Genomic DNA, 17,485 nt, shown 5'->3' with positions numbered 1-17,485 from the left:
GGCCCGAGCGGCGGCAGTGGCTGTGACATTGCGATGATCGCTCGGTGATGGGCGGTGTCGGGGTGATCATTGCCGCGATGGCCCTGGCCGCACCCGGAGCGAGACGCTGCCGCAGCGGGGATCGCGGGCGTACGCCTCGAAGCCGTGCCGGGACGGGCACCTGTTTTCTCGGCGGGTTCCGACGGGGCAGTGATGGTGGGAGTGAGTGCGGTCGGCGAACGCCTGGGCATCGACATGCGCGGTGCACTCACCCAGGCGTGCCTGCACACCGGCCGACCGATCCGATCCCGCGGCCGACCTGGTGCTGCTGCTCGTCGCGGTCTCGTTCCTCAGTCGCGGTCTCGTTCCTCAGTTTCCGATCAAGGTGATCGGCAGGCCGTCCTTGGGGAACGGGAGGGAGTGGTAGTCCATCGGCGGCACGTAGTCGGGGTCGACGGTCCAGTGGTATCGGCGCAGCAGACTGTGCATGATCGCCTTGACCTCGAGGCCGCCGAAGTGCATCCCGATGCACTTGTGCACACCGCCGCCGAATGGCACCCAGGCGAACCGATGTGATTTGTCCTCCCGGCGTTCGGGGCCGAACCGGTCGGGGTCGAAGACCATCGGGTCGGTCCAGTAGTCCTCCATGAGGTGGGTGAACTGGATGCCGAGTATGACGTCGGTGTCGGCGGGGATGCGGACGCCTTGGACCACGGTGTCCTCGACCGTGTACCGGACCAGGACCGGGACCGGGGCCCGCAGCCGCAGCGCCTCGCGCATCACCAGGTCGATCGAGACCAGGCTCTCCAGCTCGGCCATCGACGGTGTGGGGCCGAGCGCGAGCGCCTCGGCGCGGCAGCGCTCCTGCCAGTCCGGGTGCTGCCCGAGGTACTGCAGGATCGTGGAGGTGGTGATGGTCGAGGTGTCGTGCGCCGCCATCATCAGGAAGATCATGTGGTTCACCACGTCGTCATCGGCGAACCGCTCACCGTCCTCGTTCTCGACGTGGCAGAGCACCGAGAAGATATCGTCGGTTTGCCGAGCGCGTTTGGCGGGCAGGTAGTGGCGGAGGAAGTCTTCGAGCACTTTGCGGCCGCGATAAGCCCTGCCCCACCGGCTGAACGGCACATTGGCGCGGACTATACCGGCCGCGGCCTGGACGCAGGCGATGAACGCCTTGTGGATCCGGTCCATTTCGGCCTGGTCGGTGTCCTGCGCTCCGCCCATGAACAGGTCCGCGGCGATATCGAGGGTGAGCTGCTTGAGCTTCCAGTATGACGGGAACTCCTTGCCCTCCTCCCAGCTCGTCACTCCCTGCTCGATGGCGGGGTGAAGACGGCGGGTGTATGTCTCGAGTCGCCGGCGGGTGAATGCCTCCTGCATGATCCGCCGGTGCGCTTTGTGCTCCTCGAAGTCGAGAAGCATGAGGCCACGATTGAAGAACGGGCCGACGAGCTGGGACCACGCCGGCTCGTTGGCGAACGCCTTGTCCTTGTTCTGCAGGGCCTCCCCGCAGGCGTCGGGGCCGAGCAGCATCACCGCGGTCTTGCCGAGCGCGCGGAACGGAGCGACCGGGCCGTAGCGCTCCCAGTGGCGGCGACAGAGCTCGACCGGATCCTTGGCGTACTCCAGGACTTGCCCGATCACGGGCAAGCCGCGGTCGTCGCAGTGCTGGACCGGGATCGGCCGCAGGGCCACGGCCTCCTTCCCGGCCGCTCCCTCGCGTGGTTCCGGGGCCTTGGCCGTCATGGTTCACCTCGTGCTCATGTGGTGGTGGTCACCTCCAGCCTGATTCGGGAAGCATGCCCTGTCAACCTTGGCTCACGAAGCCCTTGTGGCATGCTTGGGAACATGGCCGTGCAATCAGGGGTCTACCGGGGTGTCAGCGCCGCCGAGCGTGCGGCCGAACGCCGGGCCCGTCTGTTCGAGGCCGCCCTCACGGTATGGGCGTCCCCGGAGACACGGACCACGATGACCGCCGTCTGCGTCGAGGCAGGCCTCAGCGAGCGCTACTTCTACGAGAGCTTCTCCGGGCTGGACGAGTTGCTCGAGGCGGTGATGAACGCGATCGCGGCCGAGATCGAGGAGGCCGGTCGGCGTGCCGCCGAGAACGCCGGCGAGGATCCGGAGGCGCGGGCGCGTGCCTCGATCCGCGCCTTCGTGCAACTGCTGGTCGACGATCCCCGGAAAGGCCGAGTCGCCATCGTGGAGTCCGTCGCCGTGCCGAAGCTGCGGCAGCGCCGGACGGAGCTCCTGCGCCATCTGGCCCATCAGTCGGCACTCGAGGCGCGCAAGTTTCTCGGCTCTTCCGACCGGAGCGAGAACGAGGACGAGACCGCGGGCCTGCTCTTCGTCGGCGGTATGGCCGAACTCGTCACCGCGTGGTTGGACGCCACCTTGGAAGTATCCGCCGACGAGATCGTCGATGCGGCGTCACGCGCGCTCCTCGGCCTCTATCGCTGACAGCTGTGACCGCGAGCGGGCCGCTGTCGACCGGCGCGAGCGGATCGCTCGGCGTAGGGTCACGGTGTGCCATCGCCGATCCTTCCGGGCAGGCGAGTGTCCAAGGGGCACTTTCTCATCGGTTTCTCAGCATTTCCTGAGAATTCGAACCCGGTGGGTCCATTAGGGTTCCGGCGGTGCCGGGATGGCCGGTGGGTGTGGTGAGTGAAGGGATCAGGGCGTGGCGCGCAAAGTTGTTGTGACAGTGGTGGATGATCTCGATGCCGAGTCCGTTGCGGCGGAGACGGTGTCGTTCGGGATCGATGGGGTCGTATTAGAGATCGACTTGTCCGAAGCCAATGCCGCCGAGCTACGTGCCGCGTTCGGCAAATGGACACCTTTTGCCCGCAAGGTCGGTGGTACACGGCGCGTCCGGCGGGAGAAGCCCGCTCGCGCGGTGTCGGCGAAGGCGATACGGGAATGGGCTCGACGCAACGGGCATGAGGTGCCCCAGCGTGGCCGGATTCCCGCTCGGGTGGTAAACGCATACCAGCGCGCGATGGGGTGACAGCGGCGAATTGGCGGCGGCCGCCCCGGCGGGACAGCGGGTGGGACGCGCCGAGCGCTCTGTCGTCGCGTCGAGATCGGCCGATGGTCGGGCTATCTTGCTCAGATGCGTGTCACGATCCTGCTCGTCGCGAGTGTGACCCTGGTGGCACTGTCGGCCCCCGTCCGCACCTCCGCCGACCCCGACGTACCGACCGGCGACGACTGGGTGGCCGTTTCCGCAGAGTTCGTGCCCGGCGACCACCGGCGCGCACCCTATCTCGGCAACGGCGCATTCGGCACGGTGCTGCCCCCAACGGGTGCGGGATATCAGGATTACGGACCCGACGACCGTACTTCGTGGCCGCTGCAGGAGCCCCGCTACACCGGTACGTTCGCCGCCGGCTTCTACGCGCGTACCGGCGACGTACTCACCTTCGATCAAACCATCGCAGCTCTACCGGCATGGACCGGGCTGACCGTATCGACAGGTGAGCACACCTACGCTCCCGGTGTCGACCCCGCCACCGTGTCCGAATACCGGCAGCACCTGGACTACCGCACCGCGACCGTTACCACCGCCACCACCTGGTCGCCGGACCCCGGCCGCCGCATCGACCTGAGCTACCGGACGTTCCTATCCCGGTCCCGGCCCAATCTCGGCGTTCAACGCCTCACCCTCAGAACGTATTTCACCGGCACGATCGTCGTCACCGACCTGCTCGACGGTGCCGCCGCACGCCGAGTGACTCCGTTGGCCGCGTCGACCGACCCCGCCCGGCACCGGACAATGGTCGGAGTGCGCCGTCGGGGACGCCGGTACCGCGTTCGAGGTGTCCACCCTCGAAACACCGGGCGGCGCACCGGCCGAGCCCATACCGAGCACGGGTGCCACCGCGGGTCTGCGCGTGGCCGAGCCGGTGACCGCCGGTGGCGTGTACACATTCACCAAATATGTCGGGCTGTCGACCACCGCCGACACCGCGGATCCGGCCACGGTGGCCCAAGCGGCATCGGAGGCCGGAGCGGCGGCAGGTTTCGACGCCGTGCACAGCAACCACACCGCCGATTGGCAGCGACTGTGGGCGCCGACCATCGATATCCCGGGTCACCCCGACTACCGGTTCTGGCTACGGCCGGCACTGTATTCGGTGCTCGCCGGCGTGCGCCCCGGACAGCGGTGGTCGATTCCCCCGGCCGGACTGTCGTCCGACGACTACGGCGGCATGGTCTTCTGGGACGCCGAGACCTGGATCTTCCCGGCCCTGCTCGCGCTCTATCCCGAGTTGGCCCGCACCGTGGTCGATATGCGCGCCGCAGCACTGCCCCAAGCCTTGGCCAACGCACGAGCATTCGGGATGCCCGGAGCCGTCTACCCCTGGAACAACGGCCCGGACCAGCGATGCCCGACCCCGCTCAAATGCGGACTCGACCAGACCCACCTGCAGAACGAGATCGCGCTCGCCCAGTGGTCCTACTACCTGGCCACCGGTGACCACGACTGGCTGCGCACTGCCGGCGCGCCGGTCATCACCGCGATCGCCGACTATCTCGTCGCCCGCGTCGGCCCGAAACTCCCTGATGGGAAATACCATTTCGCCCCGGCCACCGCAGCCGACGAATATGCGGTCGCAACCATTGACCACACCCTCACCAATGTCGGCGTCGTCAATACCATGCGGCTCGCACGATCCGCGGCGGAGCTCACCGGCAGGTCGGTCGATGCCCGCTGGGCCGATATCGCGGACAATATGTCCCTGCCCGGCAATATCGCTCCCGGTGTTCCCGCCGAGTACCTGGGCTACCAGGGACAACAGATCAAACAGGCCGACGTCGTCCTGCTCAGTTACCCGTACACATATTCCGCACCCGACTACTCCCCGGCGGCAACCATGCGGTACTATTTCCCGCGCACCGATCCAGACGGCCCGAATATGAGCAACAGTGTGGGCGCGATACTTGCCGCGCAATACGACCCGTGCCGAACCCGGAGCTATCTCGACCGCACTGCCGCCCCCTACAGCAAAGGCCCCTTCGGTTTTCAGGCCGAGTCCCCGGGCGGTACCGCCGGACGCAACGCAGGCCGGCCCGCGTGGATCTTCCTCACCGGGGCCGCAAGTTTTGTGCACGCCCTGCTGTACGGCCCGACCGGCCTACGATGGACAACCGCCGGGCCGCGACTGGACCCGATGTTGCCCGAGGGCTTCGACGGCGGAATGACCATCCGCGGGCTACGCGTCGGTACCAGCACAGTGGCCATGGATATCCGACCCAGGGGTACGCGAGTCCACCTCGTCGCCGGCCCGGCAATCACCTTCGTCACCTCCGACGGTCCCCGAACGGTCACCGCGGGGTCACCGCGGGGTCACCGCTGCGCCTGCCTACCCGCTCCGCCTGCTCCTGAACAACCGAGACGCCACGCCATCCGCTTCCTGGCCGAGTACACCCTCGGGCCTCGACCCCGTCGGCGGAGTGCCGGCGCAGAGAGAACGGCCGGTCGCAGGCGGGCGGTTGCGGCCGCGCCGTCGCCGGCAGAACGCACAGCGTATTCCCCTCCCGACCCCGCATGTTCGCCGTCCCTTCCACCCGGGCGATCCGGTCATCCGATACCGATGGGGGAACGTAATCGGCGTTCTTCCCCGAACTTCCCGATCCACAACAGGGTCCGGGCGTCTTCTGTGAGAGACCACACCGGCTGCCAGGCGGCGCAGCGCAGCACGACCGGTCCCGGTGATGGTGTGCAGGTGTTTGTGGGGGAGGCGTTGGATACGGTGCAAGTAGCACAGTCGACCAATCGAGTGCAGGAGGTGGGGTATGCATCCCTTCCGGGCAGCCGTGGAAGCCCGCGACGAGGCCGCGATCGAAGCGCTGCTGGCCGACACTGTGGTCTTCACCAGTCCGGTGGCGTTCAAGCCGTATCCGGGCAAGGCGATCACCGCCGCCATCCTGCGCGCGGTGATCCGGGTGTTCGAGGACTTCCGCTACGTGCGTGAGATCGCCGACGCCGATGGGCGCGATCACGCCTTCGTATTCGAGGCCACTGTGGACGGCAAGCAGTTGACCGGCTGCGACTTCCTGCATTTCGACGAGTACGGCAAGATCGACGACTTCATGGTCATGGTCCGGCCGCTGTCGGCCGCGCAGGCGTTGGCCGATCGGATGGGTGAGCAGTTCGAACGGATCAAGGCCGAGGCCGCCGCGCAGCTCGGGAAAGAAGCCACCGAAGCATGAACGGCTTCAGGGGTTGTTACGCTCAGCGTGACCGGCGATGGCTCTTATCTGCATTCGGAGCCGTCCGCCGCGGCGGACGAAGTCCCGGATTCAGTATCGTGATGGCGCTGATCGTATCGGCCCACAGCCCGGGGCAGCCCGAGCCCGGTCGAAGAGGACGGTCGTTATGCGCTGGTACAGCGTGGCCCCGTGCGGACCCGAATCGTTCACGGCACTCGCCGACGGATTCCTGCCGATGGCGTACGAGTTCGGTGAGGCCGACGGATGGTGTGCCGTGCTCGCCGCCCCGGAATCGAAGGTGTACACACTCCTGCGCTGGGATCAGGGTGGGACCCGCTCGTGCAATCGCACCGGCCGGCATGTCCGCGATATTCCGGGCGATGATTTCTACTGGGTCGTCGTGCCCGAGCGCGACGTGTTCTCCCTGCGTTTCCGTGACGATGTGCTGCGGGTCCCGCCCACGCATGCGATCGTGGCCGGGCGGGAGGTCCCCTGCCGCCTGCATATCCCGTATTCGGCGGCCTACGCGCTCCAGGTTCCGCGCACGGAGTTCGATCACCGGGTACGCTCCCGCGGGCATATACGGCTGGTGCTCGATATGAGACGCGGCCTGGGGCGGATCGCGGGCGGATATGATCCGCGGCGTTCACGCCGAACAATCCCCGCTCTCGGGCGTGAGTTCAATGCGGTGTGTGATCGGTTGACCGAACTACTGTGCCTGATGGCCGCAGGGGAAACCCAACCCCAGCGGTCCCATCACGCCGAGGTGGCGGAGCGTGTCCGGCAGTATCTGCGCGCGAACCTCGGCCGCGCCGATGTGCGGTCATCGCCGGGTTCTCGCCGTTTGCGGGCAAGCAGTTCGGTGAAGTAGCCGCCCATGGCGCCCATCGCCGCCTGCGCCTCTTCACCGGTGCTGGTGGCCGAGACAATGGTGAGGGTCCGGTCCTCGAGCTGGGGCTGCTCGTCCACCGGCACGCCGAAGAGTTCGCAGATCGCCCGGACCGGCAAGGGGGTGGTGTAGTTCGCGACCAGACCGACGTCACCGTCGATCGGGAGATCGTTCGGGAGTTCGGTGGTGATCTGCTGGATCCGCGGTTCCAGTGCCGCGATACGGGCCGGGGTGAACGCCTTGTTGATCGTCTTGCGCAACCGCCGATGCTCGGCGCCGTCCTGGTTGAGCATATGCTCGGCGTCGGTCAGCGCTCGCAGCGGCCAGTCCACGGGGATCCGGCCATCGCGCAGGGCGGGACAGTGTGACGGATGCCTGGCGAGCATCTTGTCGTCGAGCACCTCGCTCACAGCACGATGGCCGACCGCGATCCACGCCGGCACGCCGCCGGGCAATTCGATGGGTACGACCTCACCGGCACGCAGAATTCGCTCATGCGTCCCGAGAATGGACTCTCCGGGGTAGGAAGCTGGATCAGTGACTCGAACATATTGGCTCCCAGGGTTTTTCGTTACCTGCGCCGCCAGTTTCCGACGCCGGTTCGGCCCGCACAATCGGGCGTGCCGCTTCCTGCCCATTACCGATAGAACCGCGCACTCAAACGCAAGTTCCGTCCTTCCGCGACCCTCGGCGACGCGACTTCGAGACGGCGCTGTCCCGGTTCGGCCGCCGTGATCGGATGAGCGCCCTCGGCGTCGGCGACATGGGTCGGTGGCCGATGCCGGACAGCACGAAAGCGAACCCAACAACTCCGGCCACCGCGGCGGCGTCGTACTCACCCATGAGTCGAGACGGCTTGCCCTCGTTTCCCTCGTGGTGGTGGACGCGAGCCAGGGCCGATCGGCCGAGTCGTGGTGCTCCTTCCGGCGGCAGGCCGTTGAGCAGCGATCCGAGCAGCGGCACCGCCGACAGATAGGCGCACGGCAGGGTCTGTTCGGAATCGGCGACCGAGCCCGCGACCGTTGCGAAGAGGGTCTGTGCCTGCGCAGGACCCAGACACTTGCATAAATGAAGACCTATTCATTTATTCTGTTATGGTCGTGCGGTTCGTACCCGACCCTTGGAGGTGCCCTGTGGACTCCTCGACCACTACGCTCCCGCGCCCCTCCGTGGCACCCGTGACGCCGATGCGGCGGGCCCGGCTGTTCGGGCTACCCGAAATACGGTGGGCCGCCACGGCCATGGTGCTGTTTCTGTTCGGTCTGACAGCGCAGTGGCTGGGTGCGCCGGTGTGGCTGTGGTGGGCGTTGTACCTGTCCTGCTATGTCACCGGCGGTTGGGAACCGGGCCTGGCCGGGTTGCGTGCATTGCGGGAGAAGACCCTCGAGGTGGATCTGCTGATGGTAGTGGCCGCGATCGGTGCGGCAGCGATCGGCCAAGTCCTCGACGGTGCGCTGCTGATCGTCATCTTCGCCACCTCCGGCGCCCTGGAAGCCCTGGCGACCGCGCGGACCGAGGATTCGCTGCGCGGGCTGCTGGATTCGGCTCCCGAAACCGCCATCCGTCCAACCGCCGAGGGGGGCGAACAAACAGTTCGGGCCGCCGACCTCGCGGTCGGCGATGTGATCCTGGTGCGACCCGGCGACCGCATTGCCGCCGACGGGTCGGTCGTGGCCGGAGCAAGCGAGGTCGATCAGGCCACCATCACCGGTGAATCCATGCCGATGGACAAGGCCGTCGGCGACGAGGTGTTCGCCGGCACTCTCAACGGCACCGGCGCCCTGCGGATCCGGGTGGACCGCCGTGCCGAGGACTCCGTCGTGGCGCGCATCGCCGCTCTGGTCGAAGAGGCCGGCCGCACCAAAGCCAAAACCCAGTTGTTCGTCGAGAAGGTCGAACAACGCTACTCGGTGGGCATGGTCGTGGTGACCCCGGCGGTGTTCATCGTGCCGCTGCTGTTCGGTGCGGATCTGCGGTCTGCGCTGCTGCGAGCCATGACGTTCATGATCGTGGCCTCCCCGTGTGCGGTGGTACTGGCCACCATGCCGCCGCTGCTGGCCGCGATCGCCAACGCCGGCCGACACGGTGTGCTGGTGAAATCCGCGGTGGTGATGGAACAATTCGGCGCTACCACCCGCGTCGCGTTCGACAAGACCGGCACCCTGACCCGGGGCACCCCCGAACTCGCCGATATCCGTCCACTGCCCGACAGCCCGTTCACCGACGAGCAGGTCCTGCGACTGGCCGCGGCCGCCGAACACCCCAGCGAACATCCCCTGGCCGGCGCGGTCGTGCGCGCCGCCCGCGAGCGTTACCTGCGGCTGCCCATCGCCGATGAATTCAGCGCCCGGCCCGGCCGGGGGGTCTCGGCGCTGGTCGATGGGCACTTCGTCCAGGTCGGTTCCCCCACCGCGCTGCTGGGCTCCATCGACCCGCCGGTACCCGATGTGGCGGCCGTGGTCGACGAGCTACGACGGATAGGGCGCACCGCCGTGGTCGTGCTGTGCGAACATAGGCCCGTCGCGGTCCTGGGTATCACCGACCGGCTCCGGCCCGAAGCCGCCGCGACCGTCGCCGCGGTCACCGAATTGACCGGCACCGCACCAGTGCTGCTCACCGGCGACAACTCTGCCACCGCCACCCGGCTCGCCGGCCAGGTCGCCATCACCGACGTCCACGCCGAGCTGCTACCCGACGACAAGGTCACCGTCGTGCGCCGACTCGAGACCGACGGCGCATGCCTCACCGTCGTCGGCGACGGCATCAACGACGCTCCAGCGCTCGCCGCCGCCCACGTCGGAATCGCCATGGGCGGAGCGGGGTCCGGCCTGACCCTGCAGACCGCCGACGCGGTCGTGGTCCGTGACGACCTCACCACCGTCCCCGCCGTGATCGCGCTGGCTCGACGAGCCCGCCGCACCGTGATCGCCAACCTGGCGATCGCGACCACCTTCATTACCGTGCTGGTCGTATGGGACCTGCTCGGACACCTACCGCTGCCGCTGGGTGTGGCAGGCCACGAAGGCTCCACCGTGATCGTCGGCCTCAACGGTCTACGCCTGCTCACCGGCCATGTGTGGGATCAGGCCGCACGTGGCACACACTTGCGATGAGCACCCGCTCGACGGCACGCGGACATGCGGCGGTTCTACCGTGTCGGTCCGCTGCGCGGTCCCCACGGCGATGGCCACCGCCGGAGCGGTCGGACACATCGCCACGACCTGAACCGAGGACCTCCTCGGTGGCCCGTCGGGTAGCCGGCCAACCCGAATGGGCGCGGATCACCGCCACCGCCGCGTCCACGCGGCGCTTCGGCGGGCCGGCCGGCCCGGAAGGCCGCGCCGGCCGAAGGCGAACGGCACCGGGTGCACGGCGGGGAATTCGGCGACCGCACCGCGGACAGGCGCTATGCCGAGTGGACCGACCAGGTCCGGGAACTGCGGACCCCTGCCGCCGCATCCGAAATTCCCGCTGCCCCGCGCCGTCCGGAACATCCCACCCGTCCTGCTGCGGCTCACCACCGCCGGGTATCTTCCCCTCCGTGCCGCGTCCCCGCCTGGGACACGACCCGCGCCCGGTGTTTCGACACCCTGGTTGCCGTCACCGACCTCCTCGACCGAACACTGCCCGAGAACGCCAGGCATCCGCTGCGCTCCCGAACCCGCTCCGCCGCCTGCCCGCACGCCGAAGGTCGAACCTGTACCCGGCCGTGGGGCCGGGTACCCGATTGCCCCTATCGCTGCCCGGCACGCAGAAAACGCCCTGTGCGAGCATTGCCCGGCACCGGGTCGGCGATACCGTCGCCGAAGACGTACCGGCCGCCGATGAACACCGCCGACACCGCCGCATCGTTGCGGTTGACCATGCGCTCCAGGTTCCCGTATTGGGCGACGGGGCTTTCGGCGTATTCGTCGAGGGAGGAATCCAGACCGGCCGGGTCGAGCACCACTACATCGGCGCGGTCACCTTCACGCAGGTGTCCGGCGTCGATGCCGTACCAATCGGCCAGTTCCCCGGTGAGCCGGTGCACGGCCCGCTCCATCGGAATGACCGGATTGCCGGACTGTTCGGCCCGGTACATGCGGCGCAGGAAGCGGAGGCCGAAATTGTAGAAGGCCATATTCCGCAGATGCGCGCCCGCGTCGGAGAAGCCCAGTTGAATACCGGGGTGGGCGGCGAACCGGTCCAGGATGGATCGAGGGCGCCCGGCGTGACCGATCACGGGCCTGGGATGAGGACCCGTTCGGGTGCGGAAGCCCGGCGACGGTCGGATGCGGTCCACTGTGCGGCCGCATCCGACCCGGCGGTACTCAGCCGGCCTCGACCTCGCTGCGATCGCCACTCCACAGCGTGTGGAACTTGCCCTTGGCGTCGACGCGCTCATAGGTGTGGGCACCGAAGAAATCGCGCTGCGCCTGGGTCAGCGCTGCAGGAAGCCGTTCGGCGCGCAGCGCGTCATAGTACGACAGCGACGAGGCGAACGCCGGCACCGGGATGCCGAGCAGGGTGGCGGTGGAGACCACGCGCCGCCAGCTGTCGATGGCCGTTTCGATCGCCTCGCGGAAGTAGGGCGCGAGGATCAGGCTGGGCAGTTCCGGCTCGGCCTCGTAGGCCTCTTTGATGCGGTTCAGGAAGCGGGCGCGGATGATGCAGCCGCCGCGCCAGATGGTGGCCAGATCGCCGGGCCGCAGGTTCCAGCCGTACTCCGCGCTGCCGGCGGCGATCTGGTCGAAGCCCTGAGCGTAGGCGACCACCTTCGAGGCGTAGAGGGCCTGCCGGATGTCCTCGGTGAACTGGGCGACGTCGGTGGGTTTGGCGGCCAGGGTGCCGGAGGCGAGCCCGGTGGCGACCCGCCGCTGCGCCCGGGAACCGGACAGGGCGCGGGCGAACACCGCTTCGGCGATCCCGGTGACCGGAATACCGAGATCCAATGCGGACTTGACAGTCCAGCGGCCGGTGCCCTTCTGCTCGGCGGCGTCGACGATGACGTCGACCAGCGGTTTGCCGGTCTTTGCGTCGACCTGGTTCAACACCTCGGCGGTGATCTCCACCAGGTAGCTCTCCAGGTCGCCGGTGTTCCACCGGGCGAACACATCGGCGATCTGCTTGGCGTCGAAATCGAGCGCCGAGCGGAACAGATGATATGCCTCACCGATGAGCTGCATATCGGCATACTCGATACCGTTGTGCACCATCTTGACGAAGTGACCGGAACCGTCGGGGCCGATATGGGTGCAGCACGGAGTACCGTCGACCTGCGCCGCGATCGACTCCAATAGCGGTCCCAGCGACTCGTAGGACTCCTCCGGACCGCCCGGCATGATCGAGGGGCCGTTCAGCGCACCCTCCTCACCCCCGGAGATACCGGCGCCGACGAAGTTCAGCCCGCGCTCGCGCAGCGCCGCCTCCCGGCGGATGGTGTCGGTGTAGAGGGCGTTACCGCCGTCGATGATGATATCGCCGGGTTCCATGGCGGCGGCGAGTTCTTCGATGACCGCATCGGTGGCGGCACCCGCCTTGACCATGATGAGCACCCGGCGCGGTTTCTCGAGCGCCGCGACGAACTCGGCGATGCTCTCGGTGCGGATGAAATCGCCGTCGTCGCCGTGCGCCTCCAGCAGCGCATCGGTTTTGGCGATGCTGCGGTTGTGCAGCGCCACGGTGTAGCCGTGTTTAGCGAAGTTGCGGGCGATATTGCTGCCCATCACCGCCAGGCCGGTGACCCCGATCTGTGCACGCGCTGTGGAGGACGCCATGAACCTGCTCTCTTCGGTCGACATCTACAAGTGGTGGCCGCGATCGGCCGCTCGGTGGCATATCGACTGCCCCGACCTTTCTACCTCGTAGGCGGACGGTGAATACAGCCGGTCCACGTCCGTGTCCCGGATCCGGTCGGCGGGTCGCAGGTGATTCGTTCACGCCACAGGGTCGGCCGACCCTGTGGCGGAGTCGCGCCGGCGAGCGTGCCGACAACCGACCTGCTCACACCTTCTGCCGGCCTCGTGCCGGGTGTACTCTCGCCGATCTCCGGCCGGAGCCACGGCCGGACGGCCGCGCCTACCGCCGCTCGCCGATGGGCCGGGGAGCGGCCGGTGCCGGCCGGGCCGCAGTGGCGCCCGGACCCCCACGGCACCGCCGGTGGCCGGGCACATGGTTGTTCCGCATCGGTACGGCCGCGCTGACAGCTCCGCTGAGGGCCGGCCGCGTGGCCCGGGGGAGTTGCGCCTGCCCGACCGGGTACCCGTGAGCGGTCGGGTCTTTCGGATCGAGGCGGGCCGCGAAATCGAAGCGCCGGCCCCGACCGCCTCCGGCCGGGTGAGTGACGGTGAAACGGGTACAACGGATCGGGTGAGGATTGTCACGTATTACTTTGCGCTGCTGAGTGTTCTGGTTTTCTGCGGTTCCCTGTCGATCGTGTCGGCACCCTTTGCGGAGGCCGCTCCGCCGGGCGCGCACCTGGTTCGAGAAGAGCAACTCGATGGTCGTTCGATGAGTATCGACGTGTACTCGCCGTCGATGGACCGGGTGGTGACCCACCGGGTAATCCGGGCCGCGAACGGGGGGCCGGCGCCCACCCTGTACCTACTCACCGGAATCGGCGGCGGGCTGGACGGTATCTCCTGGTGGCACGATACCGATGTCCGTCGGTTCTTCGCGGACAAGAACGTGAACGTGGTGATGCCGATGGGTGGCGCCTACAGCATGTACACCGACTGGCAGGCCGACGACCCGGCGATCGGGCGTCACCGGTGGCAGACCTACCTCACTCGGGAGCTGCCCTCCGTCATCGATGCCCGACTGAGCACCACCGGCAGGAACGCGATCGCCGGGGTCTCCATGAGTGGCGGTTCCGCCGTGGACCTGGCCATCCAGGTACCCGAACGCTATCGGGCGGTGGCCTCCTACAGCGGATGCCCTTGGGCAGCGGACGCAGCAGGGGTGGCCATGGTCAGCACCCAGGTGGCACGCGGCGGCGGGAACCCCGGCAATATGTGGGGTGCACCTGGAAGTATCGGGTGGCAAGCCCACGACGCGTTCGTACACGGTGGCAGGCTTGCCGGGAAGACCATCTATCTGTCGGCGGCCTCGGGGATGCCGGGGGAATACGACCGCGGCTGGGGCTTCCCGCCGGTGGAGGCCATCGCGAGCGCTTGCACCTCGGCGTTCGCCGCTCGGCTGACCCAGCTCGGGATATCCGCGGTCCATGTCGACCGCCCCACGGGCGCCCATACCTGGGGTCAGTTCGAAACTGATCTGCACGACTCCTGGCCGTACCTGGCGCAAGCCATCGGAGCCTGAACCACCCCGCAACCAGGTCGGACGGAAAACTGTAAGCGGCTGCGGTCGATGTGGCCGACGGCTCGTTCCGAGGGCTGCCGTGCGTCGTGGACTCCGCTGCTGACGAGCGGGCGGCAGCCCACCCCCACACGATTCGGCCGGCCCCGGAGAGCGGTCGACGCGTCCCGCTGTACCGCCTGCGGGTGTACCGCCTGCGGGCATCTGGAGTCGTGCACCGGTTTCGAGGTGGAGTGACTCTCCGAGTACCCGCCCCGTTCCCGGCAGCGGCCGGGCCATACCCCCGCTCCGCCGCGGAAAGCGTGGCCCGGGCCACCGACGCCGTCGTCGGATATCTCGAGCGCGCCATCGTGGGAATCGGTTCGATTGCGGGCCGAGCCGGCACTCCCTGGTGGTCACGAGCCGCCGTTGTTTCCACGTCGAACCGGTAACCGATTGCCGGCCGCATGGTGTGACGGCGGTCTATGCGCGAAGATCAGCGGAGCGCCGGCGATGGGGTCGGAACCGTGATGGAGTGATGAAGGTGAAACGACACAGGGGTGCGGTCCACGGCGGTGGTCGGGGGCCGGTCGGCGAGCAAGCGGTACGGGTGGTCGGTGCATGATCGCGGCGGCATGGGATCGCCTCAGGCTGTTCAACCTCGGCGACCTGTTCATCCACCGCGGTCGCACCCTGATGTCACTGACGGTGATGGCAGTGTCGGGCTCGCTGCTGGTGGCGGTGCTCAGTATCGCCGGATCGGTGACCGGTTCGGTCGACGAACTCGTCAACGGTCTCGGCGGTAGGGCCGCACTCGAGATCAGCGGTATCACCGACGCCGGTTTCGGCGAGGAACTGCTGAAGCCGATCGAGGAGACCTCCGGCGTCGCGACAGCGGTACCGATGCTGCGTGTGCAGGTCGGCGCCGGCGACGATCGGGCGCTGCTGATCGGCGCCGACACCCGTATCGCGGCCCTGGGTGGCGACCTCACCGGATCGCTCATCGGCGACCCGATGCGGAAACTGGCGACCGTGCCCAACGGAGTGTTGGTCGGCCCGGCATTCGGATACCGGGAGGGCGACACCTTCCCCCTCTGCTCCGGAACCGCCACGGTGGCCGGTTTTCTCGACGGGGAAGCGGGCGAGCTCAACGGCGGTCACATCATCGCCGGGCCGCTACCGCTGGTCCAGCATCTGACCGGTCGGGAGGGGCGGCTCGATTCGGTGCAGATCATTCCGGGACTGCGTGCCGATGTCGAAGAACTGCGCACCACACTGACCGAGACCGTCGGCGGCCGTGCCGTGGTCGCCGATCCCGCCATGCGCACCGCCCAGGCCGCCGGCGCCGTGACGATCGTGCGGTACTCCTCGCTCTTGGCCTCGGTCGGGGCGCTGATCGTCTCGGCGTTCCTCATCTACAACGCGATGGCGATGGCGATCGCGCAACGCCGCCCGACCTTGTCCATGCTCCGGGCCATCGGCGGCAAACGGGGGCCGATGGTGCGCGATCTGCTCGTCGAGGCGGCGCTGCTCGGTGTCATGGGCGGCGGACTGGGCGCGCTGATCGGAATCGTCATGGGTCGGACTGCGATCGAGCGGCTACCGGCGGCGATCATGCAGTCGGTGGAGGCGCGGACCGAATACATGGTGCCCTGGTATGCCGTACCGGCGGCGATCGCGGCCTGTGTGATCGCCACGGTGACGGCCGCCGCGCTGGCGGCGCGGGCGGTGTACAAGGTGGAACCGGTCGAGGCGCTCGCCCCGATCGGCACGGCCGAAACCGATACCGCGAGCGCGCCCCTGCGATGGGCGTCTCTGATCGGCGGCGGGGTCCTGGTCGTTTCCGCCGTCCTCGTCGCCTGGACCGACCTGGGCCCCTGGTCGCTGATCTCGATCTCCATCTCGTTCACCGCGGCGATCGTGCTCTGTTTCGCCGCAACCGGGCCGATCGTCCGGGCGGCCGGGGCCATCGCCCGGCTGTTCGGCGCCCCCGGCGCGCTCGGGGCGACCACTCTGGAACGTGCGCCGCGGCGAGTGTGGGCGACCGTGATGACCGTGCTGATGGGTGTCGCGGCGGTGGTCGCGGTGGGCAATGCCTCCCGCAATATGGTGGATTCGGCCACCGCGGGATTTCAGAACCTCGGCAATACCGCGTTCTGGGTGACTCCGGGCTCGATGGAGCAGTTCCCGACCGGCCCGCTGCTACCCGCCGACCTGCGGGAGAAGGTGGCCGCGGTTCCCGGGGTGGCCGCCGCCCATCCGGCACAGATGGCGTTCGCCACCCTCGGTGCGGGACGGGTGATGCTGCAGGGTTATCCGACCGGCAGCGACAGCCGCCGGCTGGGCACCGAGATCGATGACGATATCGTCACCCGTATGGTCGCCGGGGAAGGCATGGTGATCTCCCGTGACGTCGCGCGCGCCCTACGTGTGGAGGCGGGTGCCGACCTGAACCTGCCCACCCCGACCGGCGAACACACCGTACGGGTCCTGCAAGTGGTCCCGTATTTCACGGCGATCTCGGGTGTGGTCATGATGGGCTTGGACCAACTGCGCGAATGGTACGACCGGCCCGGCGAAACGGTGCTCGCCGTCGATCTCGAACCCGGTGCCGATCCCGAGACGGTGCGTGCGGCCATGCGGCAGGTCGTACCCGAGGAGTTCCATATCGGCTCCGGAGCCGAGGCCGTCGCCGCGGTATCGGGTAGCGTGCGGCAGGGCGCGGAGCTCAGCTCGTCCATTCTGTGGATCGTGATGCTGGTGTCCACTGTGGCGCTGGTGAACACCCTCATGCTGTCGGTGCTGGAACGCCGCCGAGAAATCGGGGTCCTGCGTGCCATGGGCACCGGCCGCGGATTCCTGCTGCGGTCGGTACTGGCCGAGGCCGCGGGTATCGGACTCGTCGGCACCGCCATGGGAATCGCGCTGGGCACCGGTGTGCAATACCTGAGCACCGTCGCCATCGGACACGCGACGAGTATCGACATCGTCTACGAGCCGAGTGTGCTGTTGCCGGCCTATGGGGTGATCGCGATGGTTTTGGCGCTCATCGGTTCCATACCACCCGCTCTGCGGGCCGCACGGATGCCGATCGTGCAGGCACTCGCGGTCGACTGAACGGCG

The 17,485-nt window shown here is 68.1% G+C and carries 10 protein-coding genes and 3 pseudogenes; 9 read left to right on the top strand and 4 right to left on the bottom strand.

Features of this window, described 5'->3' with window-relative positions; genetic code table 11:
- Positions 1-348: 348 nt before the first annotated feature.
- Entirely contained in the window at positions 349-1,728 is a 1,380-nt protein-coding gene (locus tag ON20_RS14655; RefSeq protein WP_040836095.1) for a cytochrome P450, read from the bottom strand.
- 102 nt (positions 1,729-1,830) lie between these two features.
- Here ON20_RS14655 and ON20_RS14650 point away from each other — a divergent pair, with 102 nt between their 5' ends.
- From ON20_RS14650 to ON20_RS36430, 6 genes and pseudogenes are all read left to right on the top strand, one after another.
- Complete coding sequence (locus tag ON20_RS14650) at positions 1,831-2,442, top strand: TetR/AcrR family transcriptional regulator (protein ID WP_040836094.1); 612 nt, start codon at positions 1,831-1,833, stop codon at positions 2,440-2,442.
- Positions 2,443-2,662: 220 nt separating this feature from the next.
- On the top strand, positions 2,663-2,989 hold the full coding sequence (locus tag ON20_RS14645; protein ID WP_040836092.1) for a histone-like nucleoid-structuring protein Lsr2: 327 nt from the start codon (positions 2,663-2,665) through the stop codon (positions 2,987-2,989).
- 105 nt (positions 2,990-3,094) lie between these two features.
- Positions 3,095-3,721 (top strand): annotated as a pseudogene (locus ON20_RS40580) (hypothetical protein); the annotation flags it as partial.
- 79 nt (positions 3,722-3,800) lie between these two features.
- A pseudogene (locus ON20_RS38910) lies at positions 3,801-4,760 on the top strand (glycoside hydrolase family 65 protein); the annotation flags it as partial.
- A 1,021-nt stretch (positions 4,761-5,781) separates the two neighbouring features.
- Entirely contained in the window at positions 5,782-6,198 is a 417-nt protein-coding gene (locus ON20_RS14635; RefSeq protein WP_040836090.1) for a nuclear transport factor 2 family protein, read from the top strand.
- Positions 6,199-6,364: 166 nt separating this feature from the next.
- Positions 6,365-7,069 carry a hypothetical protein gene (locus ON20_RS36430; protein WP_157228854.1) on the top strand — a complete coding sequence of 235 codons (705 nt, stop codon included), beginning with the start codon at positions 6,365-6,367 and terminating at the stop codon, positions 7,067-7,069.
- On the opposite strand, the gene ON20_RS14625 is transcribed toward ON20_RS36430, so the two are convergent.
- Entirely contained in the window at positions 6,955-7,497 is a 543-nt protein-coding gene (locus tag ON20_RS14625) for a cytochrome P450 family protein (protein WP_157228853.1), read from the bottom strand. The genes ON20_RS36430 and ON20_RS14625 overlap by 115 nt on opposite strands.
- A 777-nt stretch (positions 7,498-8,274) precedes the next feature.
- Here ON20_RS14625 and ON20_RS14615 point away from each other — a divergent pair.
- On the top strand, positions 8,275-10,200 hold the full coding sequence (locus ON20_RS14615; protein WP_051162533.1) for a heavy metal translocating P-type ATPase: 1,926 nt from the start codon (positions 8,275-8,277) through the stop codon (positions 10,198-10,200).
- A 620-nt stretch (positions 10,201-10,820) separates the two neighbouring features.
- On the opposite strand, the pseudogene ON20_RS14605 reads toward ON20_RS14615, so the two are convergent.
- Positions 10,821-11,279 (bottom strand): annotated as a pseudogene (locus ON20_RS14605) (hypothetical protein); the annotation flags it as partial.
- Between the two features lie 118 nt (positions 11,280-11,397).
- Entirely contained in the window at positions 11,398-12,843 is a 1,446-nt protein-coding gene (gene gnd / locus ON20_RS14600) for an NADP-dependent phosphogluconate dehydrogenase (protein ID WP_174361888.1), read from the bottom strand.
- A 733-nt stretch (positions 12,844-13,576) separates the two neighbouring features.
- Here gnd and ON20_RS14595 point away from each other — a divergent pair.
- Both ON20_RS14595 and ON20_RS14590 read left to right on the top strand, forming a co-directional pair.
- Positions 13,577-14,386: an alpha/beta hydrolase gene (locus tag ON20_RS14595; protein WP_245547240.1), complete on the top strand. Its 810-nt coding sequence runs from the start codon at positions 13,577-13,579 to the stop codon at positions 14,384-14,386.
- A 597-nt stretch (positions 14,387-14,983) separates the two neighbouring features.
- Positions 14,984-17,479 carry an ABC transporter permease gene (locus tag ON20_RS14590; RefSeq protein WP_040836075.1) on the top strand — a complete coding sequence of 832 codons (2,496 nt, stop codon included), beginning with the start codon at positions 14,984-14,986 and terminating at the stop codon, positions 17,477-17,479.
- Positions 17,480-17,485: the final 6 nt, after the last annotated feature.

Source organism: Nocardia brevicatena NBRC 12119, from assembly GCF_000308495.1.
GTDB classification, from domain to species: Bacteria; Actinomycetota; Actinomycetes; order Mycobacteriales; family Mycobacteriaceae; genus Nocardia; species Nocardia brevicatena.
This window is presented reverse-complemented; position numbering and strand designations above follow the sequence as displayed.

Coding starts and splice junctions, on each gene's coding strand:
- ON20_RS14655 (WP_040836095.1), bottom strand. CDS start 1,728: ATGACGGCCAAGGCCCCGGAACCACGCGAGGGAGCGGCCGGGAAGGAG.
- ON20_RS14650 (WP_040836094.1), top strand. CDS start 1,831: ATGGCCGTGCAATCAGGGGTCTACCGGGGTGTCAGCGCCGCCGAGCGT.
- ON20_RS14635 (WP_040836090.1), top strand. CDS start 5,782: ATGCATCCCTTCCGGGCAGCCGTGGAAGCCCGCGACGAGGCCGCGATC.
- ON20_RS36430 (WP_157228854.1), top strand. CDS start 6,365: ATGCGCTGGTACAGCGTGGCCCCGTGCGGACCCGAATCGTTCACGGCA.
- ON20_RS14615 (WP_051162533.1), top strand. CDS start 8,275: ATGCGGCGGGCCCGGCTGTTCGGGCTACCCGAAATACGGTGGGCCGCC.
- gnd (WP_174361888.1), bottom strand. CDS start 12,843: ATGGCGTCCTCCACAGCGCGTGCACAGATCGGGGTCACCGGCCTGGCG.
- ON20_RS14595 (WP_245547240.1), top strand. CDS start 13,577: ATGAGTATCGACGTGTACTCGCCGTCGATGGACCGGGTGGTGACCCAC.
- ON20_RS14590 (WP_040836075.1), top strand. CDS start 14,984: ATGATCGCGGCGGCATGGGATCGCCTCAGGCTGTTCAACCTCGGCGAC.